The following is a 23,455-nucleotide window of genomic DNA, read 5'->3' on the forward strand; positions in this document are numbered from 1 at the left end:
GGCCCCAGCCGCCCCGGGTCAGCTGACTCCGAGCCAGCCCTCGATCGGGTGGAGCGCGTAGAAGACCAGGAAGACACCGGTCAGCGCCCACATGAAGCCGCCGATCTCACGGGCCTTGCCCTGAGCGACCTTGATGGCGGTGTAGGAGATGACGCCCGCGGCGACGCCGGCGGTGATCTGGTAGGTGAACGGCATGATCACGACGGTCAGGAAGACCGGGATCGCGGTCGCGCTGTCGGACCAGTCCACGTGGCGGGCGTTCTGCATCATCATCGCGCCGATGACCACCAGGGCGGCGGACGCGACCTCACCGGGGACGATCTGCGTGATCGGGGTGAAGAAGAGGCAGGCGGCGAAGAAGAGGCCGGTGATGACGGAGGCGAAACCTGTGCGGGCACCCTCGCCGACGCCGGTCGCGGACTCGACGAACACGGTCTGGCCGGAGCCGCCCGTGACGCCACCGATGGCGCCACCGGCGCCGTCGATGAAGAGCGCCTTGGACAGGCCCGGCATGCGGCCCTTGTCGTCGGCGAGCTTGGCCTCGGTGCCGACGCCGATGATGGTGGCCATCGCGTCGAAGAAGCCGGCGAGCACCAGGGTGAAGACGATCATGCCGATCGTCATGACGCCGACGTCGCCCCAGCCGCCGAACTCGACCTCGCCGAAGAGCGAGAAGTCGGGCATGGAGACCGCGGAGCCGTTGAGCGCCGGCGGGCCGCTGCGCCAGGCCTTGGCGTCGATGTCCGCCACGGCGTTGAGGACGACCGCCAGGACGGTGCCGCCGATGATGCCGATCAGGATCGCACCGGGGACCCGGCGGGCCTGGAGCATGAAGATGGCCAGCAGCGTGAGGCAGAAGAGCAGGACGGGCCAGCCGGCGAGCTCGCCGGCGGGACCCAGGGTGACGGGACCGCCGACCTCGGAGGCGTGCACGAAGCCCGCCTTCACGAGGCCGATCAGGGCGACGAACATGCCGATGCCCATGGTGATGGCGTGCTTGAGCGCGAGGGGGATAGCGTTCATGATCATCTCGCGGAGGCCGGTGACGACCAGGAGACAGATCACGACGCCGTACATCACGCACATGCCCATGGCCTGCGGCCACGTCATCTGCGGGGCCACCTGCGAGGCCAGGACGCCGGAGACGGACAGGCCGGCGGCCAGCGCCAGCGGGACCTTGCCGACGAAGCCCATGAGCAGGGTGGTCAGGGCCGCGGCGAAGGCGGTGGCCGTGATCAGCGCCTTCTGGCTCATCGTGTCGCCGGCGGCGTCCTTGCCGGAGAGGATCAGCGGGTTGAGCAGGAGGATGTACGCCATGGCCATGAAAGTCGTGATACCGCCACGAATTTCATTGCCGACGCTGGACCCTCTATGGGTGATGTGAAAGTAACGGTCGAGCCAAGAACGCCCCGCGGGGTTCAGAGAGCCGTCGCCGGCCTCTTCCGCGGTGGTCTTGGGCTCCACAGACGACTGGGTCATGGTGCCTAACTCCCAAGGTTCAAAGGGGCACCCGCATAAAGATTGGAGACGCGGGATTTGGGAAACTGCGTTGGCTGCACGACCCGGGGTGACGGCCCGAGGCGACGCGAAATGTGCACTGCGTGTACTGCGGGTAGTGCGGGGTGACCGCTGGTACTACGTGGGGGTTTCGCAGGGGTTCTGCGGGGTGACGCGGACCGCGAGCGGTGCGGTACTGGTGCGTGGTGCTCCGGGCGGCGCGGCGTGAAGTGTGACGTTCCCGAACCGCGCCGCCCGGAAGTCCGGGGTGTGACGGTCCGGGGGCCCTCCGGCCCCCGGACCACGCCGTCCTAGAGGGTGCCGGTGAGGGCTTCCGGACGGATCGGCGTCTTGTTGAGCTCCAGGCCCGTCGCCTGCCGGATCGCCGCGAGGACGGCCGGGGTGGACGAGAGGGTCGGGGCCTCGCCGAGACCGCGAAGGCCGTACGGCGCGTTCGGGTCGGCCAGCTCCAGGACGTCGACCGGGATGGTCGGGGTGTCCAGGATGGTCGGGATCAGGTAGTCCGTGAAGGAGGGGTTGCGCACCTTCGCGGTCTTCGGGTCCACGATGATCTCCTCCATGACCGCCACGCCGAGACCCTGGGTGGTGCCACCCTGGATCTGGCCGACCACGGAGAGCATGTTCAGCGCCTTGCCCACGTCCTGGGCGGTCGCCAGCTCGACGACCTTGACGAGGCCGAGCTCGGTGTCCACCTCGACGACCGCGCGGTGCGCGGCGAAGGTGTACTGGACGTGGCCGTCGCCCTGGCCGGTGACCAGGTCGAAGGGGACGGTCGGGCGGTGACGGAACTCGAGCTCGAGGTCGATCGGGTCCTCGCCCTCCAGGACGTCCGCCAGGTCCGCGAGCACCTCGCCGCCGTCGGTGACGACCTTGCCGCCCTCCAGGAGCAGCTCGGCGGTCGCCCACGCCGGGTGGTAGGAGCCGTTCTTGCGGCGGCCGATCTCGAGGACGGCCTCGCGGACGGCCTCACAGGTGTTCTTCACGGCGCCACCGGTCATGTACGTCTGCCGGGAGGCGGACGTGGAACCGGCGGAGCCGACCTGCGTGTCGGCCGGGTGGATGGTCACCTGCGTGACGCCCAGCTCCGTACGGGCGATCTGCGCGTGGACGGTGACACCGCCCTGGCCGACCTCCGCCATGGCCGTGTGCACCATCGCGACGGGCTCGCCGTTGATGACCTCCAGGCGCACCCGGGCGGTCGAGTAGTCGTCGAAGCCCTCGGAGAAGCCGACGTTCTTGATGCCGACCGCGTACCCGACGCCGCGGACGACGCCCTCGCCGTGCGTGGTGTTGGACAGGCCGCCCGGCAGCGCGCGGACGTCCGCGCCCTCGCCGGCGCTCTCCCACTGGCGCTCCGGCGGCAGCGGGCGGGCCTTGACCCGGCGCAGCAGTTCGGCGACCGGGGCCGGGGAGTCCACGACCTGGCCGGTGGGCATGATCGTGCCCTGCTCCATGGCGTTGAGCTGGCGGAACTCGACCGGGTCCATGCCCAGCTTCGCCGCGAGCTTGTCCATCTGGGCCTCGTACGCGAAGCAGGCCTGGACGGCGCCGAAGCCGCGCATCGCGCCGCAGGGCGGGTTGTTCGTGTAGAGCGCGATCGCCTCGATGTCCACGTCGTCGATGACGTACGGGCCCACCGAGAGGGAGGACGCGTTGCCGACGACGGCCGGGGAAGCCGACGCGTAGGCACCGCCGTCGAGCACGATCTTGCACTTCATGTGCGTGATCTTGCCGTCCTTGGTGGCGCCGTGCTCGTAGTACAGCTTCGCCGGGTGGCGGTGCACGTGGCCGAAGAAGGACTCGAAGCGGTTGTAGACCATCTTGACCGGCTTGTTGGTCGCGAGGGCCAGCAGGCAGGCGTGGATCTGCATCGAGATGTCCTCGCGGCCGCCGAAGGCACCGCCGACGCCGGAGAGCGTCATGCGCACCTTCTCCTCGGGCAGGCCGAGGACGGGGGCGATCTGCTTGAGGTCCGAGTGCAGCCACTGGGTGGCGACGTACAGGTCGACGCCGCCGTCCTCGGACGGCACGGCGAGACCGGACTCCGGGCCGAGGAAGGCCTGGTCCTGCATGCCGAAGGTGTACTCGCCCTCGACGATGACGTCGGCGCGCTTGCGGGCCTCTTCCACGTTGCCGCGGATGATCGGCTGGCGGTGCACGATGTTCGGGTGCGGGACGTGCCCGGCGTGGTGGTCGTCGCGGCCCTCGTGGATCAGCGGCGCGTCGGCGGCGAGGGCGGAGGCCTCGTCGGTGACGAGCGGCAGCTCCCGGTAGTCGATCTTGATCTTGGCCGCGGCGCGGCGGGCGGTCTCCGGGTGGTCGGCGGCCACGAGGGCGACCGGCTCACCGTGGTGACGTACCCGGCCGTTGGCGAGGACCGGGGTGTCCTGGATCTCGAGGCCGTAGTTCTTCATCTCGGCCGGCAGGTCCGCGTACGTGAGCACGGAGTACACGCCGGGGGTGGCGAGCGCCTCGGAGATGTCGATGGACGCGATCTCGGCGTGGGCGACGGTGCTGCGCAGGGTCTGGCCCCACAGCATGTCCTCGTGCCACATGTCCGAGGAGTACGCGAACTCGCCGGTGACCTTGAGCGTGCCGTCGGGGCGCAGCGTGGACTCGCCGATGCCGCCCTTGTTGTGCTTCTGGGTGACGTTCGTCGGCGTACCGGAGGGAGTGGTGCGGGTGTTGGCCATGATCAGACAGCCTCTCCCTGACGGGCGGCCGCGAGGCGGACCGCGTCGAGGATCTTCTCGTAGCCCGTGCAGCGGCACAGGTTGCCGGACAGGGCCTCACGGATGTCCTGGTCGGACGGGTCGGAGTTGCTCTCCAGGAGGGCGTCGGCCTGGACCAGCAGACCCGGGGTGCAGAAACCGCACTGGACGGCGCCGGCGTCGATGAACGCCTGCTGGATGTTGGAGAGCTCGGCGCCCTCACCGGTCTGGGAGTCGGTGCCCTTGGCGGACCACTGCTTGGCCTCGTCCGTGGAGACGCCCTGGGAGCCGCCGCACGCGCTGGTGCCGCAGGCGTGGCCGTGCGCGTCGCGCTGCTTGGCGAAGTCGGCCAGGCCCTCGACGGTCACGACGTCACGGCCCTCGACCTGGCCGGCCGCGACCAGGCAGGAACAGACCGGCACTCCGTCGAGACGGACGGTGCAGGAACCGCACTCGCCCTGCTCGCACGCGTTCTTCGAGCCGGGAAGGCCCAGACGCTCACGCAGCACGTAGAGGAGGGACTCGCCCTCCCACACGTCGTCGGCTTCCTGCGGACGACCGTTGACAGTGAAATTGACGCGCATGGTTACGCAGCCCCTTCAAGCGAGCGGCCGTTGTCGCCGCGGTACTGCTCCCACGTCCAGACGAGCTGACGGCGAGCAAGGATGCCAACCGCGTGACGGCGGTACTTCGCCGTGCCGCGGACGTCGTCGATCGGGTTGCACGCGCCGGAGGCGAGTTCACCGAACTGCTTGGCGATCGACGGGGTGATGACCTTGCCGTTGTCCCAGAACCCGCCCTCTTCGAGCGCGGCGTTCAGGAACTCCTCGGCGGCCTTGGCCCGGATCGGGGTGGGGGCGGCGGAGGCGATGCCCGTACGCACGGTGCGGGTGTCGGTGTGCAGCGCGAGGCCGAAACCGCAGACGGCGATGACCATCGCGTTGCGGGTGCCGACCTTCGAGTACTGCTGCGGGCCCGTGGCGTTCTTGATGTGGACCGTCTTGATGAGCTCGTCGGCGGCGAGCGCGTTGCGCTTCACGCCGGTGTAGAACTCGTCGATCGGGATGAGGCGGGAGCCGCGCACCGACTCGACCTCGACGTGGCAGTCGGCGGCGAGCAGGGCGGGGTGGGAGTCACCGGCGGGCGAGGCGCAACCGAGGTTGCCGCCGACACCGCCGCGGTTGCGGATCTGCGGGGACGCGACCGTGTGCGAGGCGAGCGCGAGACCCGGCAGCGTACCGCGCAGGTTCTCCATGATCTGGGTGTACGGGACGGAGGCGCCGAGCTTGGTGACCTCCTCGCCGACCTCCCACTCCCGCAGCAGCTCGATGCGGTTGAGGTCCAGGAGGTATTCCGGACGGCGGTGATCGAAGTTGATCTCGACCATGATGTCGGTGCCACCCGCAATCGGCACAGCTGTGGGGTACTCGGCCTTGGCGGCGAGTGCCTCCTCCCAGCTGGCGGGGCGAAGGAAGTCCATGTCGGCTCTCTTCTTCTTAATCGGGTCGTTCACTTCAAGCCAGGAGGCCGAAGGGCCCTCGACTGGTCGTTCACGTGCTGTTAACGCGGTGTGGAGCCAGTACACAAGCCCGGTGTCCCTCGGGTGCAGTCACCGAAACCATGAAGGAGTTGGCTGGCGGCCTCCTTCGTCTTGTAGATTCGTATGAAAGGCAGGATGCGACGACCTGCCCGATTTCCAACGGCAACATTCGAGACAGATCGGCGGCGACATCATGCGGCTGCGCGCACTGCTGGAAACCGAGGCGCTGGGGCTGCGGCTGCTGGGCGGCGAGGAAGAACTCGACCGGACGGTCCGCGGGGTCATGACGACCGACCTGAGGGATCCCAGCCGATACCTGTCGGGGGGAGAACTTGTCCTCACGGGGCTGGCATGGCGAAGAAATTCAGCCGACTCCGAGCCATTCGTACGAATCCTCGCGAGCGCGGGAGTGGCGGGCCTCGCGGCCGGCGAAGCGGAACTGGGAGACATCCCCGACGATCTGGTTTCAGCCTGTCGGCGCAACCGGCTCCCGCTCTTCGCGGTGAACGAGGACGTCGCGTTCGCCACCATCACGGAATACGTGGTGCGGCAGGTCTCCGGGGAACGCGCGGGCGACCTGGCGGCGGTCGTGGACCGCCACCGGCGTCTGATGACCTCGGGCCCCGCGGGCGGCGGACCCGATGTGGTGCTGGATCTGCTCACCACGGACCTCGATCTGCGGGCCTGGGTGCTCTCGCCCACCGGCCGGCAGATCGCCGGGGCCGGCGAGCCGCTCGCTCCGGGCATCTGCGCGGCGCTGGCCAGCGAACACCTCGCGGCGGTCCGGACCGGCCGCAGGGGTCCGCACCGGATGTCCATCCAGGGTATTACGTACTCCCTCTTCCCGATCAGAGGACACGGCCGGGGCCCGGCCGCCGCCGCGCGTGACGTGCGCGAGAGCGTGCTGTCCGACTGGCTGCTGGCCGTCGAGGCGGACGCGGGCGACTGGCCGGCCGAGCGCCTGGACCTGCTCCAGGGCGTCACCCAGCTCATCGCGGTGGAGCGGGACCGCCGCGACGCGGCCCGTACGGTGCGCCGCCGGCTGGCGCAGGAGGTGCTGGAGCTGGTCCAGACGGGCGCTCCGCCCGCCGAGATCGCCGCCCGCCTGCGGGTGGCCGCGCCCGTCCTGCTGCCCGGCCTGGGCGTCGCCCCGCACTGGCAGGTCGTCGTGGCGCGGGTGGACTGGGAGGGCGGGAACATCCCCGGCGGCCCGGTGGCCCAGTCGCTGCTGGAGGAGATCCTGGTCGACCCGTCGATGGCCGGACCCGAACCGTCCGATCGGATCGCGGTGGCCCATGCGGGTGACGAGGCGATCGCCCTCGTACCGCTGGCCGCGCTCTCCGGCGACGCCGGCGAGGACAAGGGCCCCGACTCCGCCCTGCACGCCGACGTGCTCCTGGCGGCCGTACGCGAGCCCCTGGCGGCCGGCCTGGCCGACGACGGCCGGCTCACCCTCGGCGTCAGCGCGGCCGTGCACTCCGCCGAGGGACTGCGCGGGGCGCTGGAGGAGGCCCGGCACGCCCGCCGGGTCGCGGCGGCCCGGCCCGGCCGGGTCTGCGCGGCCGGCCACCACGAGCTGGCCTCGCACGTACTGCTGCTGCCGTTCGTGCCGGACGACGTCCGCCGCGCCTTCACGGCCCGCCTGCTGGACCCGCTGCGCGACTACGACCGCAGGCACCGGGCGGAGCTCATCCCGACCCTGGAGGCGTTCCTGGACTGCGACGGCTCCTGGACGCGCTGCGCGACGCGGCTGCACCTGCACGTCAACACGCTGCGCTACCGGGTCGGGCGAATCGAGCAGCTGACGGGGCGGGACCTTTCGCGCCTGGAGGACAAGCTCGATTTCTTCCTCGCACTGCGCATGAGCTGACCAACTCCCTGATCGCGGGGGGTGGTCCCGGGAGGGGCCGGGCCGGGGCGGCTGACGAGCCGTCCGGACTTTGTGAAAGAGTTCACCCGACCCCTTGGCCGATGCGGCCGATCCGTGCTCTCATTTCGCCCCAGGGCTCAACGACGTGCTGCTTGGTTGCTTCGGGGAGGGCACTGTGGCGGATACCGCCATGTCCGGTGCGGGATCTACGGGGGGCGACGACCCCCTCCAGCGGGCGATATGGCGGCTGCGCTCGCGCGGCTGTTGGACGGACGCGGCGGCCCTGCTGACGCCGCACGCGGACGAGGCGGGGGCGGCGGTGCAGCGCACCGCGCTCCTGGTGGAGAGGTGCCTGTTCACCGGCCAGGGCTGGTCCGACGCGGAGGACGCGCTGCGGGTGGCCGAGGCCGTGGCCCACGACGACGACGAGCGGGGCGCGGCGGCCTGCGAGCGGGGCCAGCTGGCGTACGCGGCGACCGTGCTCGGCGTACGGGACCGGGCGGACGAGGCCCGCTCGGCGCTGGGCCGCGCGGCCGCCCTGCTGTCCCCCGGGTCGCGGACGCGCCCGCTGCTGGACTTCCGGCGGGGCCTGGTCGCCGAGCACCTGGCGGACGCCCCGCAGGCGGCCCGGCCGGCGTACCACCGCGCGCACACGGGCGCGCTGGCCCACGGCGACACGCTGCTGCTGTCCTTCACGTGGCGCCACCTCGCCGCACTGGCGCTGCGGGACGGCGAGGTCGCGGAGGCCCGCAAGGGCTTCTCGGAGTCCCTGCGGATCCGGGAGGACCTGGGTTTCCTGGTCGGCACGGCCCCGGCGCTGGCGGCGCTGGCCGAGGTGGAACCGGAGCCCGAGGCCGCCCGGCTGCGCGCGGAGGCCCGGCGCCTGTTCCACCTGCTGGGCGGCATCCCGACGTGGCTGGCGGACCAGCTGGCCCCGGCGGCGTAGGGGCGCCGGGCGGGCGTGAGGCGGCATCCCAGGCGGGCGTCGGCGGGTCAAGCGCCGTCGACGTCCCGGGCGGGCGTCGGGGCCTCAGGCCGGGGAGCCCGCGAAGTGCTCGCGTACGAGCGACTCCACCACCAGGAGGTCCTGCGCGATCAGGGCCTCCAGCAGGGCGGAGTGCTCGGCCGCGTCGGCCACCAGGTCGGCGCGGCGCACGCGCGGGGCGCCGGGCAGGGGCCACTGGGCGCGCCGGTGCAGTTCCTCCGCGATCTGCGCCAGTTGGCCGTTGCCCGACAGGGAGAGCACGGCCCGGTGGAAGGCCCGGTCGGCGTCCGCGTACCGGGGCAGGTCCCCCTCGGCGGCCGCCTCGGCGGTGGCGAGGGCGGCCGGGCGCAGGGACTCCCAGGTCGCGGCGGGCACCGAGCGGGCCAGCCGGAGCATCACGGGCACTTCGATCAGGGCCCGGACCTCGGACAGTTCGGCCTGGGCGCGGGGGGTGCGGCTCAGCACCCGGAAGCCCCGGTTGGGCAGGCATTCCACCGCCCCCTCCAGCGCCAGCTGCTGCATCGCCTCGCGGACGGGGGTCGCCGAGACCCCGAACCGCTCGCCGAGCGCGGGGCCCGAGTAGATCTCCCCCGGCGCCAGCTCCCCGTCCACGAGGGCGGCGCGCAGCGCTTCGAGGACCTGTCCGCGCACCGAATGGCGCAGCACCTTCTGCGGCGGGATCAGGGGCTCGTCCGGCGGCGCCTGCTCCGCCGGCCCCACCGGCTCTTCCGACACCAGGGCGTGGGCCGCTTCGTGCACTCGGTCCTCCTCCGGGTCTCGACCGGTTCCGAGGATAGGTGACGGGCCCACGGGCGTCGCGGACGTGAGCGGCGGGAGGAAGCGGGCGGCCCCGGCCTCCCCCCACCACCGGAGATCCGCTAAGGTAAGCCTTACCTTCTCTCACGACCCGTGATTCGGTGGTCCGCCATGCCCGGCTCGGCTGTTCCCGCCCCGCCCCCGTCCGCCCCCGCCCCGGCCGGCTCTCCGGTGGCACGCGCGTACGAGCGCCTGGCGGCCGCCCATCCGGGCCTGCGGGCCGAGGAGCGCGGCGCGCACGAACCCCTCCCTCGCGGTGCGGGCTGGGTCGGCGCGCACGAGCTCGCGGCGGGCGGCGCGGCCCTGGACGCCCACCTCGCCTGGGACGAGGCCCAGGTCCTGCGGGACTACGGGCGCCGGGGCCGGCCCGACGTGGTGGCCGGGTTCGGGCTCCACCGGTACGCCTGGCCGGCCTGCCTGCTGATCACCGTCCCGTGGTTCCTGGAACGCCGGGTGCCCCGGCTGCCCGTGGACCGGGTGGCCTTCCACAGGACCCAGGGGCGGATGTCCGTACGGGTGGAGGAGTTCGCCTGCCTGCCGGGCGACCCGGCGGCCTCCCTCCCCGGGGCACGGGTCGTGCCCGGCGAGGAGGCCCTGCGCGAGGAGGTGCGGGCAGCGGTGGCCCAGCACCTCGGACCGCTGCTGGAAGGTTTCGGCCCGCGGATGCGGCGCGGCCGCCGCGCGCTGTGGGCGATGGCCGCCGACGAGGTGGTCGAGGGGCTCTGGTACGTCGGGAGCCTGCTCGGCGAGGAGCGGCGGGCCGTGCGCGAGCTGGAACTGCTGCTGCCGGGCGCGCTCGCCCCGTACACGGCCGGCGCCGGCTTCCGGGCCCTCGCCGGTGCCGGCGGGGCGGAGCTCACCACCCGGGACCGGGCGAGCTGCTGCTTCTTCTACACGATCCGCCCGGAGGACACCTGTACGACCTGCCCGCGCACCTGTGACGCGGACCGCGTCACCCGGCTCACGGCGGCCACCGGCTGAACCCACCCGCACGGATGAAGTGGATTCGAACTCAACTCGGTCCGACCGAGAGCCAGTTCGACCCACAACACCCTATCCGACGGGACCCGCCCCCCGATGGCGTCCACTTGCCCCGAAACCCACGTGCACCACTGACCGGCTGCGCCACTATGGCGCCCGGAAAGCCGCATACGCGAGGCAAGGGACATCCGCATGAGACTGACCGACATATCGCTGGACTGGCTGCTGCCCGGCAGCCTGTTGATCCTGGGCGTGCTTGCGGCAGTGGCGGTACTGGCCCGGGGCAAGCGTGAGGGCGAGAAGGCGGCGGCCGACGACAGCTGGGAACGCAGCGAGGAACGCCGCCGCCGCAAGGAGGCCGTCTACGGGACCGCCTCGTACGTCCTGCTCTTCTGCTGCGCGGCGGTGGCCGCCGCGCTCTCCTTCCACGGGCTGGTCGGCTTCGGCCGGCAGAACCTGAACCTCTCCGGAGGCTGGGAGTACCTGGTCCCCTTCGGCCTCGACGGCGCCGCCATGTTCTGCTCGGTGCTCGCCGTCCGCGAGGCCAGCCACGGCGACGCGGCCCTCGGCTCCCGGATGCTGGTCTGGCTGTTCGCCGGGGCGGCGGCCTGGTTCAACTGGGTGCACGCACCGCGGGGTTCGGGCCACGACGGTGCCCCGCAGTTCTTCGCCGGGATGTCGCTCTCGGCGGCGGTGCTCTTCGACCGGGCCCTCAAGCAGACCCGCCGCGCGGCACTGCGCGAGCAGGGCCTGATCCCGCGTCCGCTGCCGCAGATCCGCATGGTCCGCTGGCTGCGGGCGCCCCGGGAGACCTTCGGCGCCTGGTCGCTCATGCTGCTGGAGGGGGTACGCACCCTCGACGAGGCGGTGGACGAGGTGCGCGAGGACAAGAAGGAGCGTGAACGGGACCGGCACCGCAGGCGGGAGCAGCACCGCCTGGACCGCGCCCACATCAAGGCGCTGGGCCGGCAGAACAGGGCCTTCGGGCGGACCCGGGGACGCCAGGTCGACCTGCCGGGGCTCGCCCCCGGGCCGGGCTCCGCGCCGGTCGGCGCGGAGCCCGCCATATCGGAAGCGGGACAGCTGCCCCTGCGCCGAAGGCCCTCACTGCAGGCCGTGAACGGAACCGAACCCCTTGATCCGCCCGGCCCCCGGACGGTGGACCTCACCGCCGAGGACGACACCCAGACGATCCCCCGGCTCGACTCCCTGGAGCGCAAACTGAAGGACCTGGAGCAGCAGTTCGGCTGACCGGACCGCGAGCACGGAGGCGGGGTGCCCCCGGGTGCCCCGCTTCCGCACGCTCAGGCCCGGCCCGTGCCCGTCACCCCCAGCTCGAACCAGACCACCTTGCCGCGCCCCGGCCCGAGCGGGTCCACGCCCCAGTCGTCGGCCAGCGCCTGCATCAGGACCAGTCCGCGGCCGTGCGTACCGTCGTCGGCGGACGGTACGTACGGCCGGGGCAGGAGTGCGGCGTGGTCGCGGACCTCGACCCGGAGCCGGCCGCCCCTGAGGCTCGCGGACACCTCGGCGCCCTGTTCGGTGTGCACGAGGGCGTTGGTGACGACCTCGGTGATCAGCAGTTCGGCCGCCTCGGCCGCCTCGCCGCGGCAGCGGTGCCGCAGCAGCTCCCGCAGGGCCCGGCGCACCTCGCCCACGGCCTTCAGGTCGGCCCGGCGCACGCTGCGCGCCATCTCGGCGCGGTCCTGCCCGGCACCCGTCGACGGCTCCCGCGCCAAGGGCCGTTCGGTCCTCCACGTCTTCCCGGTCTTCGCCCCCACCCGCACGGCGACATACCTCCCCGTATAGCGCTGCCCGTGGTCTCGAACAGGTCTACGGGATGCATGCCCCTGGTGACGGTCCGCACTCCTTCGGGCTCAAGGCCTGGGCACGTTGCGGAGGTTGGAACGAGCCATGTGAACCATCCGGCCGACCCCGCCGTCCAGCACGATCTTGCTGGCGGACAGTGCGAATCCGGTCACCATCCCGGCACTGATCTTCGGCGGGATCGACAGGGCGTCGGGGTCGGTCACCACGTCCACCAGCGCGGGCCCCTTGTGCCGGAACGCGTCCTTCAAAGCGCCCGTGAGCTGCTTGGGCTTCTCCACCCGCACCCCGTAGGCACCCGCCGCGCGGGCGATCGCGGAGAAGTCCGGATTGCGGTTCGTCGTTCCGTACGAGGGAAGGCCGGAAACCAGCATCTCCAACTCCACCATGCCCAGGGAGGAGTTGTTGAAGAGAACCACTTTGACGGGCAGGTCGTACTGCACCAGGGTGAGGAAATCTCCCATCAGCATCGAGAAGCCGCCGTCACCCGACATCGACACCACTTGACGGCGGCGGTCCGTGAACTGTGCGCCGATGGCCTGCGGGAGGGCGTTGGCCATGGAGCCGTGGCTGAAGGAGCCGATGATGCGCCGCTTGCCGTTCGGGGAAAGATAGCGCGCCGCCCAGACGTTGCACATGCCCGTGTCGACGGTGAACACGGCGTCGTCGTCGGCCAGTTCATCGAGGACGGAGGCCACGTACTCGGGGTGGATCGGCGTGTGCTTCTCCACCTTGCGCGTGTACGCCTTCACCACCCCCTCCAGCGCGTCCGCGTGCTTCTTCAGCATCCGGTCCAGGAAGCGGCGGTCCTCCTTGGGCCGCACCCTCGTGTTCAGCGCGCGCAGGGTCTCCCGCACGTCCCCCCAGACCGCGAGGTCCAACTGGGAGCGGCGGCCCAGGTGTTCCGGCCGGATGTCCACCTGGACGATCTTCACGTCGTCGGGGAGGAAGGCGTTGTACGGGAAGTCCGTGCCGAGCAGGACCAGCAGGTCGCACTCGTGCGTGGCCTCGTAGGCGGCGCCGTAGCCCAGCAGACCGCTCATGCCGACGTCGTACGGATTGTCGTACTGGATCCATTCCTTGCCGCGCAGGGCGTGGCCGACGGGGGCCTTGACCCGGCCGGCGAACTCCATGACCTCGGCGTGCGCGCCCGCGGTACCGCTGCCGCAGAAGAGCGTCACCTTGCCGGCCTCGTCGACCAGCCGGACCAGCTTCTCGATCTCCTCGTCGCCGGGCCGTACGGTCGGCCGGGCCGTCACCAGGGCGTGCTCCACCGCCTTCTCCGGAGCCGGCTGCGCGGCGATGTCCCCGGGCAGCGCGACGACGCTGACACCGCCGCGGCCGATGGCGTGCTGGACGGCGGTCTGGAGCAGCCGGGGCATCTGCGCCGGGTTGGAGATCAGCTCGCTGTAGTGGCTGCACTCGCGGAACAGCTGGTCGGGGTGGGTCTCCTGGAAGTAGCCGAGCCCGATCTCACCGGAGGGGATGTGCGAGGCGAGCGCGAGGACGGGGGCCATGGAGCGGTGGGCGTCGTACAGGCCGTTGATCAGGTGGAGGTTGCCGGGCCCGCAGGAGCCCGCACAGGCGGCGAGCCGGCCGGTGATCTGGGCCTCGGCGCCCGCCGCGAACGCGGCCGTCTCCTCGTGGCGGACCTGGATCCACTCGATGCCACCCGTCCGGCGGATCGCGTCGACGACGGGGTTCAGGCTGTCGCCGACGACTCCGTACACCCGGCGCACGCCCGCGCGCACGAGGATGTCCACGAACTGCTCCGCCACGTTCTGCTTGGCCATGGAAGGCGCCCTTTCCGGTTCCTCGCGAGCCGTGTGCGCCTTCCATCCACGCACGTCCCGCCCGGCTACGCCTCCCAGAGCGCGACGGCCGTCCGGTCGTCGGCGTAGCCCTTGAGGCGGAGCTGGGCGTCCGCGAGGAACGCCGCCAGGCCCGGCGGCTCCCCCTGCGACCAGCGGGCGGCGAGCTCGGCCGGAAGCAGGCTCTCCTCCCGCATCGGCTCCGCGAGGCCCCCGGAACAGAGCAGCAGGGTGTCACCCGGGCGGGCCACGGACGCCCGGAACCGGAAGGCGCCGCCCGGCGCCCCGGTGGCCGGATCGGCGGCCTCCAGGTCCTGCCAGCGGCCGGCGCGCAGCCTGAAGGCCCCGCCCGCGCCCGCGCCGAAGGACACCCGGTGGGGGCAGTGCGGGTCCAGCGGCAGCAGGAGCCCGCGCAGCCCGGCGGTGTACGCCTCCTCCGCGAGCCCGAGTTCAGCGGCGCGGGCCCGCAGCCGCCCGTAGCCCCGGTCGGTGAGGCGCTGGAGCCCCGACAGCAGGGCCTCGCGCCGGCCCGCACGGATGTCCTCGGCCAGCCGCTCCCGGCTGCGCCCGACGGCCGCCGCGACGAGGTGGCCCAGCTCGGCGGCGGCCTCGCGGGCGCCGGGCGCGGCCCGGTCCCCGCCGGCCAGGACCACCAGCACGAGCGCTTCGTCGCCGCTGCCGAAGCGGGCGGTGAGCAGGAAGTCCCGCCGGGCCTCGCCCCGGTAGCGGGCGGAGTCCCCGCGCAGCGAGGCGGCCCGCAGGGTGTACGTGCCGTAGCGGGCGCCCTCCAGGACGGTGTCGGGGGTCAGGAAGTCGAGCGCGGCGGGGTCGGCCGCGGGCAGTGCCCCCGGCTCGGCGGCGTAGGTGGGGGCACGGTCCCCGAGGTGGCGCACCGCGGGCCGCTCGGGCCCGGGCCCCCGTTCGGGTGGCGGGGCCCAGCCGGGTCCGGGGGCCGGCGGCACGGCCACGTCCCCCCGCGCGTACCCGGTCTCGCCGGCCACCCGCGGATCCGCCGCGGGGGGCGCCGTGCGCTGCGGGGGCAGGGGCGCCGGGGGTACGGGCGGGGGCGGGGGCGGCCCGGCGATCCGGTACCCGGGCGGCGGCTCGGTCGGCGGCGGTACGGACGGCAGACCCCCGGGGGCCGGAACCGCCGGTGGCGGGGCGGGCGGCGCCCCGGCCGTCGGAGGCTGCGCCTCCGGCCGCCGCCCCGCCTCCCCGGCCCCGGCGGACACCTCGGGCGGCTCCCGCCGGGGGCCCGGCAGGGGGGGCCCGGCCGGCGCCGGGCCGGTCACCAGGACCGACGCCGAGCGGAAGCGCTGGTCCAGGGTTTCCCCCGGGTCGGGGGCGGGGCCCGCCTCGGGGTCCTCGTACAGCTTCTGCCACCAGTCCTCGGCGCCCTGCTGACTCATGCCCCCATTCTCGGCCCGACCGGGCGGCGGAAAACGCCGAATGCACGAAAAGGACCCCCTGGGCCACCGCCCGGTGAACCCCACCGCACGGATCCCGTACGCCCGTTCGCCCGCCCGGGGGCGTTCGGACGCATCGCTCTCACCGGACGAAATCACCTCATCCACTCCGCAAAGGGCCCATGCCGGGAGGATGTTGGTGCCGCGGGGGAGCCGCCGTGACAGCGGAGCGGGGGATGCGGCGAAGATGGCAGCGGCGGGTTCGCGCCGTGGCCGCTCCCCGCCGGGAACGGCTCTGGGGAGTGGGGTGGACGGGTTGCTGGGAGCGATAGGCCTGGACGAGGGCCAGGAATCGGCGTACCGCGCGCTGGTGGCACTGGGGGCGGCGGAGGTGCCCGACCTGGCACACCGGTTGACGCTGCCCGTGCCGCAGACCGAGCGGGCGCTGCGGCACCTGGAGCGCCACGGCCTCGCGGCCCGGTCCTCGGCCCGCCCGGGCCGCTGGGTGGCGGCACCGCCGGACGTCGCCCTCGGAGCCCTGCTGACCCAGCAGCGCCACGAACTGGAGCAGGCCGAGACGGCCGCGGCGCTGCTCGCGCGCCAGTACCGGGCGGAAGCGGCCGAACCCTCCGTGCACGACCTGGTGGAGGTGGTCACGGGAGCGAGCGCCGTGGCCCACCGCTTCCACCAGCTCCGGCTGGGCGCGACGGAAGAGGTCTGCGCGCTGGTCAGCGGCCGGCACCGGGCGGTGGCCGAGGCCGAGGACCGGGTGGCCGTACGGGGCGTCGAGTACCGGGTGGTCGTCGAGCGCGAGGTGCTCACGCTGCCCACCGGGATGCGGGAGGCCTCCAGCGCACTGGCCCGCGGCGAACGGATCCGGGTGACGGGAGCGGTACCCACGAAGCTGGTGATCGCGGACGGCACCCTCGCCATGGTCCCGCTGACGGTCCGCGGGGCGGAGCCGACGGCCCTGGTGGTGCACGCGTCGGGCCTGCTCGAATCGCTGCGCGGCCTCTTCGAGGCGGTGTGGCGGGAGTCCCTCCCCCTGAGGCTGGGCGTCACGGGCCACCCCGAGGAGGGCGACGGCGGCCCCGACACCACCGACCTGGAGATCCTCTCCCTGCTGCTGGCCGGGATGACGGACGCGAGCGTGGCCAAACACCTGGACCTGGGCCTGCGGACGGTCCAGCGGCGCGTGAAGGGGCTGATGGAGCTGACGGGCGTGACGACCCGGCTCCAGCTCGGCTGGCACGCGTACGAACGGGGCTGGGTGGCCCGATAGCCGGGGGTCGGTCAGGCTGAGCCCATGGATCTGCCTCAGCTGCTCCTGGTGGGGCTGGTGCTGCTGCTCGGGGTGCTGGGGGTACTGGTCCCGGGAGTGCCGGGGACATGGCTGGTCTGGGCGGGGCTGCTGTGGTGGGCCCTGCACGAGCGGTCCGCCGCCGCATGGGCGGTCCTGGTCGCCTCGACGGCCCTGCTGCTGGTGGTGCAGGTGGTGAAGTGGCAACTGCCGCCGCGGCGGCTGCGGGGTGTCGGGGTCACCCGCCGCATGGCGGCTTACGCGGGCGCGGGCGCGGTGGCGGGCTTCGTCCTGCTGCCGGTGGTCGGGGCGGTGCCGGGCTTCGTGGGCGGCATCTACCTCTCCGAACGCCGCCGGCTGGGCACGCACGGGGAGGCGTGGGCGTCGGTCCGGGCGGTGATGCGGGCGGTGGGGACGAGCGTGCTGGTGGAGCTGCTCGCGTGCCTTCTGGTTACGGCGGCGTGGCTCGGAACGGTGCTGGCCGTGTAGCCGGGCTACCGCTGCGCGGGCCGGAGTCCCCTACCCGCCCTTCGCCCGTTCCCCGGGCTGCGCCCGGACCCCCTCCTGGGGCTCCGCCCCCAGACCCCCGCGCCTCAAACGCCGGCGGGGTTGGATGTGCCCGCGCAGCCCGCCCGCCTGCGGACCGTCTCCTGGGGGCCAGCCCCCAGACCCCCGCGCCTCAAACGCCGGCGGGGCTGAAGTTGCCGACCCGGGTGGAGTTGCCGGCCAAGACGGAGTTGCCAGCCAAGGAGAAGTTGCAGGCCGAGCCGGGACTGCAGACGAGGCGGCCGACGAGGCGGAGTTGCCAGCAGCACGCCTGCCCGGGCAAAGACACCCGGGCGGCCGGAGAACCACGTGAGGGGGCGGGGACGGGGTGGGGTGTCGTCCGGGGCCAAAACGAGATGAATTCGGCGCCCGGTACCGAGCACAACCGGATCCGGAACAGGCGCCGAACATCGAAGCCCGCCCCGGACGACACCCCACCCCGGCACCGACCCCGACCCGAAGCCACCCCACCCGAACCCCGCCCGGCCAGGGCAACACCCCACCCGCACCCCGCCCGGCCAGGGCAACCGCCCGGCAGGGCAACCACCCTGCCGGGCAGCCACCCCACCCCCGAACCGCCCGGCCAGGGCCCCCGCTAGTTGCCCCGCTTCGCCGCGTAATTCGCGCGCCCCACCGCCGACTTCATGCGCCAGTCCCGGCGGATCTCCGCCCGCAGCCTGGCGTCGGTCTTCGCGACGATCCGCTGGTTCTCGCGCAGCAGCTTGCGGTAGCTCTCCAGGCGCCGCTCAGGCAGCGCGCCCTCCGCCACCGCCTCCAGCACCGCGCACCCCGGCTCCGCCTCGTGCGCGCAGTCGTGGAAGCGGCACTGCTCGGCGTACTCCTCGATCTCCGAGAACACCTGCCCCACCCCCGCCTCCGCGTCGAAGAGCCCGACGCCGCGCAGCCCCGGGGTGTCGATCAGAACGCCCCCGCCCGGCAGGGCGAGCAGGTTGCGCGTGGTGGTGGTGTGGCGGCCCTTGCCGTCGACCTCGCGGGTCTCCTGGACGTGCATGACGTCGGCGCCGAGCAGCGCGTTCGCCAGCGTGGACTTGCCCGCGCCGGAGATGCCGAGCAGCACGCTCGTACCGTCGGCGACGATCGCGGCGAGCACGTCCGTGCCCTCCCCCGTGTGGGAGGAGACGGTGAGGACCTGCACGCCCGGAGCGCTGGTTTCCACATCCTGCACCAGGTGGGCCAGGGTGCTCGGGTCCGGGACCAGGTCGGCCTTGGTCAGGACGACCAGCGGCTGTGCACCCGACTCCCACGCCAGCGCGAGGAACCGCTCGATCCGGCCGAGGTCGAGCTCGACGGCGAGCGAGACCGCGATGATCGCGTGGTCGACGTTGGCGGCGAGGATCTGCCCCTCGGACCGCTGCGAGGAGGTGGACCGCACGAAGGCGGTCCGGCGCGGCAGGTACGCCTTCACGTAACGGGGGTTGCCGGTCGCCTCGAGGGCGGCCCAGTCGCCCGTGCAGATGACCCGCAGCGGGTCGTGCGGGGTGACGAACGCGGTGTCGGCGCGGACCACGCCGTTCCCCGTCATCACGTCGCACTGGCCCCGGTCGACCCGCACGACGCGGCCGGGAAGGAGTCCCTGGGCGGCGTAGGGGGCGAACTCGTCGGCCCATGCCTCGTCCCAGCCGAAGGAGGACAGGGAGGACAGGGAAGAGGTGGAAGAAGAGAGAGTCAAGGGGAACCCTTCACAGGGTGGCCCCGGCAGCGCCCGCTCGGCGGCGGTGCGAAGAGAGTGTGAGGTCAGCCGGAGACCACAGGGGCGGAAACGATGATGAACTCCTGAATGCGGGCAACACCCGTCACCGTGACAGTCATCAATGTCCTCACCTCCTGTTTCCACGACGAGCCGACGCGGCTCTCCGGAAGGCGGCTCGGTGCCGCGCTCCCGTACGCCGGAACCATAACCCGGCCCCCGGGGCGGCACCACCGGTTTATTCACCGGACCGCGCCGGGGTGCGTGCCGGCGTCCGCGTGCCGACGTCCCCGTGCCGACGTCCGTGTGCCGTTCCCGCGATGTCCGTTTCCTTCAAGACCTCGCCCCGGCCGCCCGCCTAGCCTGCGGTGCATGACTCCACGACTCGACATGATCGGCCTGGTCGTCTCCGACATGGCCGCCTCGCTCGCCTTCTACCGCCGGCTCGGTCTGGACGTCCCGGCCGGCGCCGACACCCAGCCGCACGTCGAGGCCGTACTGCCCGGCGGGCTGCGGATCGCCTGGGACACGGAGGAGACGGTCCGGTCCTTCGACCCCTCCTGGACCCCGCCGAGCGGCGGCCAGCGCCGGGAGCTCGCTTTTCTGTGCGACTCCCCCGCCGAGGTGGACGCGCTGTACGCGGAGCTGACGGGCGCCGGGTACGAGGGGCACCTCAACCCCTGGGACGCCTTCTGGGGGCAGCGCTACGCGGTGGTGCTCGACCCGGACGGCTGCGGGGTCTCGCTGTTCGCCCCCGCCGACGCCGTGTAGGCCCCGAGGGTGGTCCCGGCCAGGGCGCGCACCTCGCGGGCCAGGTGCGCCTGGTCGGCGTACCCGGCGGCGGAGGCCACCTCCGCCTGGGGGAGCCCGCGCCGGGCCAGGGCCAGCGCGCGCTGGAGGCGCAGCACCCGGCCCAGGGTGCGGGGGCCGTACCCGAAGGCGTCGAGGGAGCGCCGGCGCAGCTGGCGTTCCCCGAGCCCGACGGCCCGCGCGATCGCGGCGACCGGCTGCCCCGCCCGGAGCCGGGCCGTCACCTCGGCGGGGAGCGGGTCGGGCGGGCCGGCGGCGGCGAGGCGGGTCCGGGCCAGCGCTTCGAGGGCCGCGCACGGGTCCTCGTACGCGGCCGTGCGCTCGGTGAGGCGGCGCACGTCCGGGCCGGGCCACAGGTCGGCCAGCTCCACCCGCCGGTCGCGCAGTGCGTGCGCCGGTACGCCGAGCAGCGCGGGCGCGGTGCCGGGGGCGAGGCGGAGTCCGGCGAAGGAACGGCCGGGGACCTCCCCGGCGGGGTGCGGGCCGGTGTCGGGGCCGGCGACCAGCAGCCGCCCCTCGATCCACAGCAGGTCCATGCACCCGTCGGGCAGCACCACCCCGCCGGGTCCCCGCGCCCGCCAGACCACGGCTCCGGGGACCGCCCCGGACGGCGCTTCCTCGTACACACGGCCACCCTAAGGGTCGGACCACCGAGGCCCTCCGGCCGGGCCCGCCGTCAGTGCTTGCGCAGGCGGGAGGTGTAGTCGTCGGGCGGCAGGAAGTTCGACCAGCGCTCGGGGAACTCCGAGGGCATTCCGGCGTCCTCGTCGTCCTCGGACTCCCCCTCGGCGAGGGCCCGCCAGGCGGCGGCGCGGGCGACGAGCCGGGCGGCCTCGGCCTCGCGGGCCCGCTCGTTGGCCTCGCGGGCGGCGGCGGTGGCCACCGAGGGCCAGACCCGGTCGATGGCGGCGTTGACGGCGGCGCCGACGAGGACCGCGAAGGCGGAGATGCCGATCCACAGCAGGATCGCGACGGGCGCGGCCAGGGAGCCGTAGATCGTCGGCCCCTCCACCGTGTTGGTGAGGTAGATCCGCAGCAGGAACGAGCCGAGCACCCACATCGCGAGCGCCACCAGCGCGCCCGGCACGTCCTCGATCCACGGGGAGCGGACGGGTACGGAGACGTGGTAGAGCGTAGTCAGGAAGGCGATGGAGAGCAGGGTGACCACGGGCCAGTAGAGGACGGCGATGACCTCCGTGCTCCAGGGCACCAGGCGGACGACGGCGTCGGGCCCGACCACCATCAGCGGGAGCACGATCGCGCCGATCAGCAGGGCGATCACGTAGAGGAGGAAGGCGAGCAGCCGGGTCTTGACGATGCCCCGCTGTCCGTCGAGCCCGTACATGACGGTGATGGTGTCGATGAAGACGTTGACGGCGCGCGAGCCCGACCACAGGGCGAAGGCGAAGCCGAGGGAGATCAGGTCGGGGCGGCCGCGGCTGGTGACGTCGTCGAGCATGGGTCTGGCGATGTCGTTGACGCCCCGGTCGGACAGGACGGTGCCGACCGCGCGCAGGATGTTCTCCTCGATGCTGGCGACGGACTCGGTGTTCGTCCAGCCGTCCACGTAGCCGAGCAGGCCCAGCAGGCCGAGGAAGAGCGGGGGCAGGGAGAGGAGGGTGAAGAAGGCCGCTTCGGCGGCGAGGCCGAGGATCCGGTATTCGATGCAGGAGTTGACGGTGTCTTTGAGGAGCAGCCAGCCCATCGTGCGCTTGGAGACGTTGCGGTAGAGGGCGCGGGCCCGGTGGAGCCGTCCCGGCCGTACCGGGAACCCCTCGGGTGTTTCTTTTGCTGGCTGCACGTCCTTACGGTATCCGCATGGCAGCCACCACCCACACAGTCAGCAACCAGGCCCCTCCCCTCGTGGGGTACGAGGTCTACCTCGGCGACCGTGCCCTCACGGAGGGCGTGGAGCGGCACCTCGCCGACGCGGCACCGGAACTCCGCGAGGAGGTGCGCGGGGAGCTCACCGTGCTCGGGCGCGCCGCGGGTTCCGCGCAGGCCCAGCAATGGGGCCGGGAGGCGAACGAGCACCCGCCGGTCCTGCGGACGCACGACCGGTACGGGAACCGGATCGACGAGGTGGAGTTCCACCCTTCGTGGCACCGGCTGCTCGGGCACGCGGTGGGCGCCGGGCTGACGGACGCCTGGGGCCGTCCGGCCGGGCACCTGCGGCGCGCGGCGGGTTTCTTCCTGTGGTCGCAGGCCGAGTCGGGGCACGGCTGCCCGGTCTCGATGACGCACGCCGCCGTGCCGGCGCTGCGGGCCGATCCGGAGCTGGCGGCGGAGTGGGAGCCGCGGCTGACCTCGCACGTCTACGAGGAGGGGCTGCGGCCGGCCGGGCAGAAGGCCGGGGTGCTCTTCGGGATGGGGATGACGGAGAAGCAGGGCGGCAGCGACGTACGGGCGAACACGACGACGGCGGCGCCGCTGGACGCCTCCGGGGAATACGTGCTGACCGGGCACAAGTGGTTCTGCTCGGCTCCGATGTCGGACGGGTTCCTGGTGCTGGCGCAGGCGCCGGGAGGGCTGACCTGCTTCCTGGTGCCGCGGGTGCTGCCGGACGGGACGCGGAACGCGTTCGCGATCCAGCGGCTGAAGGACAAGCTGGGCAACAAGTCGAACGCGTCGGGGGAGATCGAGTTCGACGGTACATGGGCGCGGCGGGTGGGCGAGGAGGGCCGGGGGGTGCGGACCATCATCGAGATGGTCGCGGCGACCCGGCTGGACTGCGTGATCGGTTCGGCGTCGCTGATGCGGCAGGCGCTGACGCAGGCCGTCCACCACGCGGAGCACCGCTCTGCTTTTGGAGCACCGCTCATCAAGCAGCCGCTGATGCGCAACGTCCTCGCCGACCTCGCCCTTGAGTCGGAGGCGGCGACGGCTCTGACGCTGCGCCTCGCGGCCGCGTACGACGCCGGAACCGACCAGGAGCGGGCCTTCCTGCGCCTGGCCGTCCCCGCCGCGAAGTACTGGGTGACCAAGCGCTGCACGCCGATGGTGGCGGAGGCCCTGGAGTGTCTGGGCGGCAACGGCTACGTCGAGGAGTCGGGGCTGCCGAGGCTGCTGCGCGAATCCCCGGTGAACTCCATCTGGGAGGGCTCGGGCAACGTCCAGTCCCTGGACGTGCTCCGCGCGCTCCAGCGGGAGCCGCAGGCCCTGACCGCCTTCCTCCAGGAAGTCGGCCTGGCGCGGGGCGCCGACCACCGGCTGGACGCGGCCATCAAGAACCTGCTGACGGAGCTGGCCGATCTCGACGGCATCGAGGCACGGGCCCGCCGGGTGGTGGAGCGGATGGCCCTGGTGCTGCAGGGCTCGCTGCTGGTGCGGTGGGCTCCGCCGGAGGTGGCGGACGCGTTCTGCGCGTCGCGGCTCGGCGGTGACTGGGGGGCGGCCTTCGGAACGCTGCCGCACAGCCTGGACCTGGCCGCGGTGGTGGCACGGGCGCGGATCACGGGCTGACGGCGGTCCCCAAACCACCGTGCTCCCTGGCCGTCGTGGTCCCCAAACCGCTACGGCCGCCGGAACGCTCAGCACCGGATCCGAGCCCGTGGAGGTGGAACCGGGGGTGGCGCCGCGCCGACTCGGCACCACCCCTGGTCCAAGAGCCCCGAGGAAGGAGCTGC

Annotated in this window: 19 protein-coding genes; 8 read left to right on the forward strand and 11 right to left on the reverse strand. The window is 73.0% G+C overall.

Translation table 11 applies throughout. The features are described from left to right. Positions 1 to 18 precede the first annotated feature (18 nt). The 4 genes from ACZ4WZ_RS19620 to ACZ4WZ_RS19635 form a co-directional block, all read right to left on the reverse strand. Positions 19 to 1,479 carry an NCS2 family permease gene (locus ACZ4WZ_RS19620; RefSeq protein WP_467891931.1) on the reverse strand — a complete coding sequence of 487 codons (1,461 nt, stop codon included), beginning with the start codon at positions 1,477 to 1,479 and terminating at the stop codon, positions 19 to 21. A 329-nt stretch (positions 1,480 to 1,808) separates the two neighbouring features. Beyond that, complete coding sequence (locus tag ACZ4WZ_RS19625) at positions 1,809 to 4,211, reverse strand: xanthine dehydrogenase family protein molybdopterin-binding subunit (RefSeq protein WP_467891933.1); 2,403 nt, start codon at positions 4,209 to 4,211, stop codon at positions 1,809 to 1,811. A 2-nt stretch (positions 4,212 to 4,213) separates the two neighbouring features. Continuing rightward, positions 4,214 to 4,813, reverse strand: coding sequence for a (2Fe-2S)-binding protein (locus tag ACZ4WZ_RS19630; RefSeq protein WP_467891935.1), 600 nt, complete (start codon positions 4,811 to 4,813; stop codon positions 4,214 to 4,216). Positions 4,814 to 4,815: 2 nt separating this feature from the next. Beyond that, the gene (locus ACZ4WZ_RS19635) at positions 4,816 to 5,709 is read right to left on the reverse strand and encodes an FAD binding domain-containing protein (protein WP_467891937.1); all 894 of its coding nucleotides are present in this window, start codon (positions 5,707 to 5,709) and stop codon (positions 4,816 to 4,818) included. A 253-nt stretch (positions 5,710 to 5,962) separates the two neighbouring features. Between ACZ4WZ_RS19635 and ACZ4WZ_RS19640 the strand changes: the two genes are divergently transcribed. Together ACZ4WZ_RS19640 and ACZ4WZ_RS19645 are read left to right on the forward strand one after the other, a co-directional pair. Then, positions 5,963 to 7,639, forward strand: a complete 1,677-nt coding sequence (locus ACZ4WZ_RS19640) for a PucR family transcriptional regulator (protein WP_467891939.1) — start codon at positions 5,963 to 5,965, stop codon at positions 7,637 to 7,639. A gap of 190 nt (positions 7,640 to 7,829) precedes the next feature. After that, complete coding sequence (locus ACZ4WZ_RS19645; protein WP_388945459.1) at positions 7,830 to 8,585, forward strand: hypothetical protein; 756 nt, start codon at positions 7,830 to 7,832, stop codon at positions 8,583 to 8,585. 84 nt (positions 8,586 to 8,669) lie between these two features. On the opposite strand, the gene ACZ4WZ_RS19650 is transcribed toward ACZ4WZ_RS19645, so the two are convergent. Then, positions 8,670 to 9,344 (reverse strand): GntR family transcriptional regulator, encoded by a 675-nt coding sequence (locus tag ACZ4WZ_RS19650; RefSeq protein ID WP_467892095.1) that lies wholly within the window; start codon positions 9,342 to 9,344, stop codon positions 8,670 to 8,672. Positions 9,345 to 9,551: 207 nt separating this feature from the next. On the opposite strand from ACZ4WZ_RS19650, the gene ACZ4WZ_RS19655 reads away from it, so the two are divergent. Further along, positions 9,552 to 10,421, forward strand: coding sequence for a (2Fe-2S)-binding protein (locus ACZ4WZ_RS19655; RefSeq protein ID WP_467891940.1), 870 nt, complete (start codon positions 9,552 to 9,554; stop codon positions 10,419 to 10,421). A gap of 192 nt (positions 10,422 to 10,613) precedes the next feature. Continuing rightward, on the forward strand, positions 10,614 to 11,672 hold the full coding sequence (locus tag ACZ4WZ_RS19660; RefSeq protein WP_467891942.1) for a DUF2637 domain-containing protein: 1,059 nt from the start codon (positions 10,614 to 10,616) through the stop codon (positions 11,670 to 11,672). 53 nt (positions 11,673 to 11,725) lie between these two features. Here the strand turns inward: ACZ4WZ_RS19660 and ACZ4WZ_RS19665 are convergent, their stop codons facing one another. From ACZ4WZ_RS19665 to ACZ4WZ_RS19675, 3 genes are all read right to left on the reverse strand, one after another. Beyond that, positions 11,726 to 12,115 carry an ATP-binding protein gene (locus ACZ4WZ_RS19665; protein WP_467892097.1) on the reverse strand — a complete coding sequence of 130 codons (390 nt, stop codon included), beginning with the start codon at positions 12,113 to 12,115 and terminating at the stop codon, positions 11,726 to 11,728. A 183-nt stretch (positions 12,116 to 12,298) separates the two neighbouring features. Then, complete coding sequence (locus tag ACZ4WZ_RS19670; protein ID WP_467891944.1) at positions 12,299 to 14,041, reverse strand: pyruvate dehydrogenase; 1,743 nt, start codon at positions 14,039 to 14,041, stop codon at positions 12,299 to 12,301. A gap of 65 nt (positions 14,042 to 14,106) precedes the next feature. Then, entirely contained in the window at positions 14,107 to 15,468 is a 1,362-nt protein-coding gene (locus ACZ4WZ_RS19675) for a protein phosphatase 2C domain-containing protein (protein ID WP_467891946.1), read from the reverse strand. 313 nt (positions 15,469 to 15,781) lie between these two features. Here ACZ4WZ_RS19675 and ACZ4WZ_RS19680 point away from each other — a divergent pair, with 313 nt between their 5' ends. Both ACZ4WZ_RS19680 and ACZ4WZ_RS19685 read left to right on the forward strand, forming a co-directional pair. Beyond that, a complete protein-coding gene (locus ACZ4WZ_RS19680) occupies positions 15,782 to 16,747 on the forward strand; it encodes a helix-turn-helix domain-containing protein (RefSeq protein WP_467891948.1) in 966 nt (321 codons plus the stop codon). A gap of 24 nt (positions 16,748 to 16,771) precedes the next feature. Further along, on the forward strand, positions 16,772 to 17,254 hold the full coding sequence (locus ACZ4WZ_RS19685; protein WP_467891950.1) for a DUF456 domain-containing protein: 483 nt from the start codon (positions 16,772 to 16,774) through the stop codon (positions 17,252 to 17,254). Between the two features lie 652 nt (positions 17,255 to 17,906). On the opposite strand, the gene rsgA is transcribed toward ACZ4WZ_RS19685, so the two are convergent. Further along, the gene (rsgA, locus tag ACZ4WZ_RS19690; RefSeq protein WP_467891952.1) at positions 17,907 to 19,001 is read right to left on the reverse strand and encodes a ribosome small subunit-dependent GTPase A; all 1,095 of its coding nucleotides are present in this window, start codon (positions 18,999 to 19,001) and stop codon (positions 17,907 to 17,909) included. Between the two features lie 390 nt (positions 19,002 to 19,391). On the opposite strand from rsgA, the gene ACZ4WZ_RS19695 reads away from it, so the two are divergent. Further along, on the forward strand, positions 19,392 to 19,790 hold the full coding sequence (locus ACZ4WZ_RS19695; RefSeq protein WP_467891955.1) for a VOC family protein: 399 nt from the start codon (positions 19,392 to 19,394) through the stop codon (positions 19,788 to 19,790). Here ACZ4WZ_RS19695 and ACZ4WZ_RS19700 read toward each other — a convergent pair. Both ACZ4WZ_RS19700 and ACZ4WZ_RS19705 read right to left on the reverse strand, forming a co-directional pair. Continuing rightward, positions 19,724 to 20,455: a helix-turn-helix transcriptional regulator gene (locus tag ACZ4WZ_RS19700; RefSeq protein WP_467891957.1), complete on the reverse strand. Its 732-nt coding sequence runs from the start codon at positions 20,453 to 20,455 to the stop codon at positions 19,724 to 19,726. The genes ACZ4WZ_RS19695 and ACZ4WZ_RS19700 overlap by 67 nt on opposite strands. A 50-nt stretch (positions 20,456 to 20,505) precedes the next feature. Continuing rightward, positions 20,506 to 21,630, reverse strand: a complete 1,125-nt coding sequence (locus tag ACZ4WZ_RS19705) for a YihY/virulence factor BrkB family protein (RefSeq protein ID WP_388946494.1) — start codon at positions 21,628 to 21,630, stop codon at positions 20,506 to 20,508. Between the two features lie 17 nt (positions 21,631 to 21,647). Here ACZ4WZ_RS19705 and ACZ4WZ_RS19710 point away from each other — a divergent pair, with 17 nt between their 5' ends. Further along, positions 21,648 to 23,291, forward strand: a complete 1,644-nt coding sequence (locus ACZ4WZ_RS19710; protein ID WP_467891960.1) for an acyl-CoA dehydrogenase family protein — start codon at positions 21,648 to 21,650, stop codon at positions 23,289 to 23,291. The last annotated feature ends 164 nt before the right edge of the window (positions 23,292 to 23,455 follow it).

The organism is Streptomyces sp. NPDC029122, from assembly GCF_055569445.1.

Bases quoted from the DNA above. Each gene is read 5' to 3' on its own strand.
- ACZ4WZ_RS19620 (WP_467891931.1), bottom strand. From the start codon at position 1,479: ATGACCCAGTCGTCTGTGGAGCCCAAGACCACCGCGGAAGAGGCCGGC.
- ACZ4WZ_RS19625 (WP_467891933.1), bottom strand. From the start codon at position 4,211: ATGGCCAACACCCGCACCACTCCCTCCGGTACGCCGACGAACGTCACC.
- ACZ4WZ_RS19630 (WP_467891935.1), bottom strand. From the start codon at position 4,813: ATGCGCGTCAATTTCACTGTCAACGGTCGTCCGCAGGAAGCCGACGAC.
- ACZ4WZ_RS19635 (WP_467891937.1), bottom strand. From the start codon at position 5,709: ATGGACTTCCTTCGCCCCGCCAGCTGGGAGGAGGCACTCGCCGCCAAG.
- ACZ4WZ_RS19640 (WP_467891939.1), top strand. From the start codon at position 5,963: ATGCGGCTGCGCGCACTGCTGGAAACCGAGGCGCTGGGGCTGCGGCTG.
- ACZ4WZ_RS19645 (WP_388945459.1), top strand. From the start codon at position 7,830: ATGTCCGGTGCGGGATCTACGGGGGGCGACGACCCCCTCCAGCGGGCG.
- ACZ4WZ_RS19655 (WP_467891940.1), top strand. From the start codon at position 9,552: ATGCCCGGCTCGGCTGTTCCCGCCCCGCCCCCGTCCGCCCCCGCCCCG.
- ACZ4WZ_RS19660 (WP_467891942.1), top strand. From the start codon at position 10,614: ATGAGACTGACCGACATATCGCTGGACTGGCTGCTGCCCGGCAGCCTG.
- ACZ4WZ_RS19665 (WP_467892097.1), bottom strand. From the start codon at position 12,115: ATGGCGCGCAGCGTGCGCCGGGCCGACCTGAAGGCCGTGGGCGAGGTG.
- ACZ4WZ_RS19670 (WP_467891944.1), bottom strand. From the start codon at position 14,041: ATGGCCAAGCAGAACGTGGCGGAGCAGTTCGTGGACATCCTCGTGCGC.
- ACZ4WZ_RS19675 (WP_467891946.1), bottom strand. From the start codon at position 15,468: ATGAGTCAGCAGGGCGCCGAGGACTGGTGGCAGAAGCTGTACGAGGAC.
- ACZ4WZ_RS19685 (WP_467891950.1), top strand. From the start codon at position 16,772: ATGGATCTGCCTCAGCTGCTCCTGGTGGGGCTGGTGCTGCTGCTCGGG.
- ACZ4WZ_RS19695 (WP_467891955.1), top strand. From the start codon at position 19,392: ATGACTCCACGACTCGACATGATCGGCCTGGTCGTCTCCGACATGGCC.
- ACZ4WZ_RS19710 (WP_467891960.1), top strand. From the start codon at position 21,648: ATGGCAGCCACCACCCACACAGTCAGCAACCAGGCCCCTCCCCTCGTG.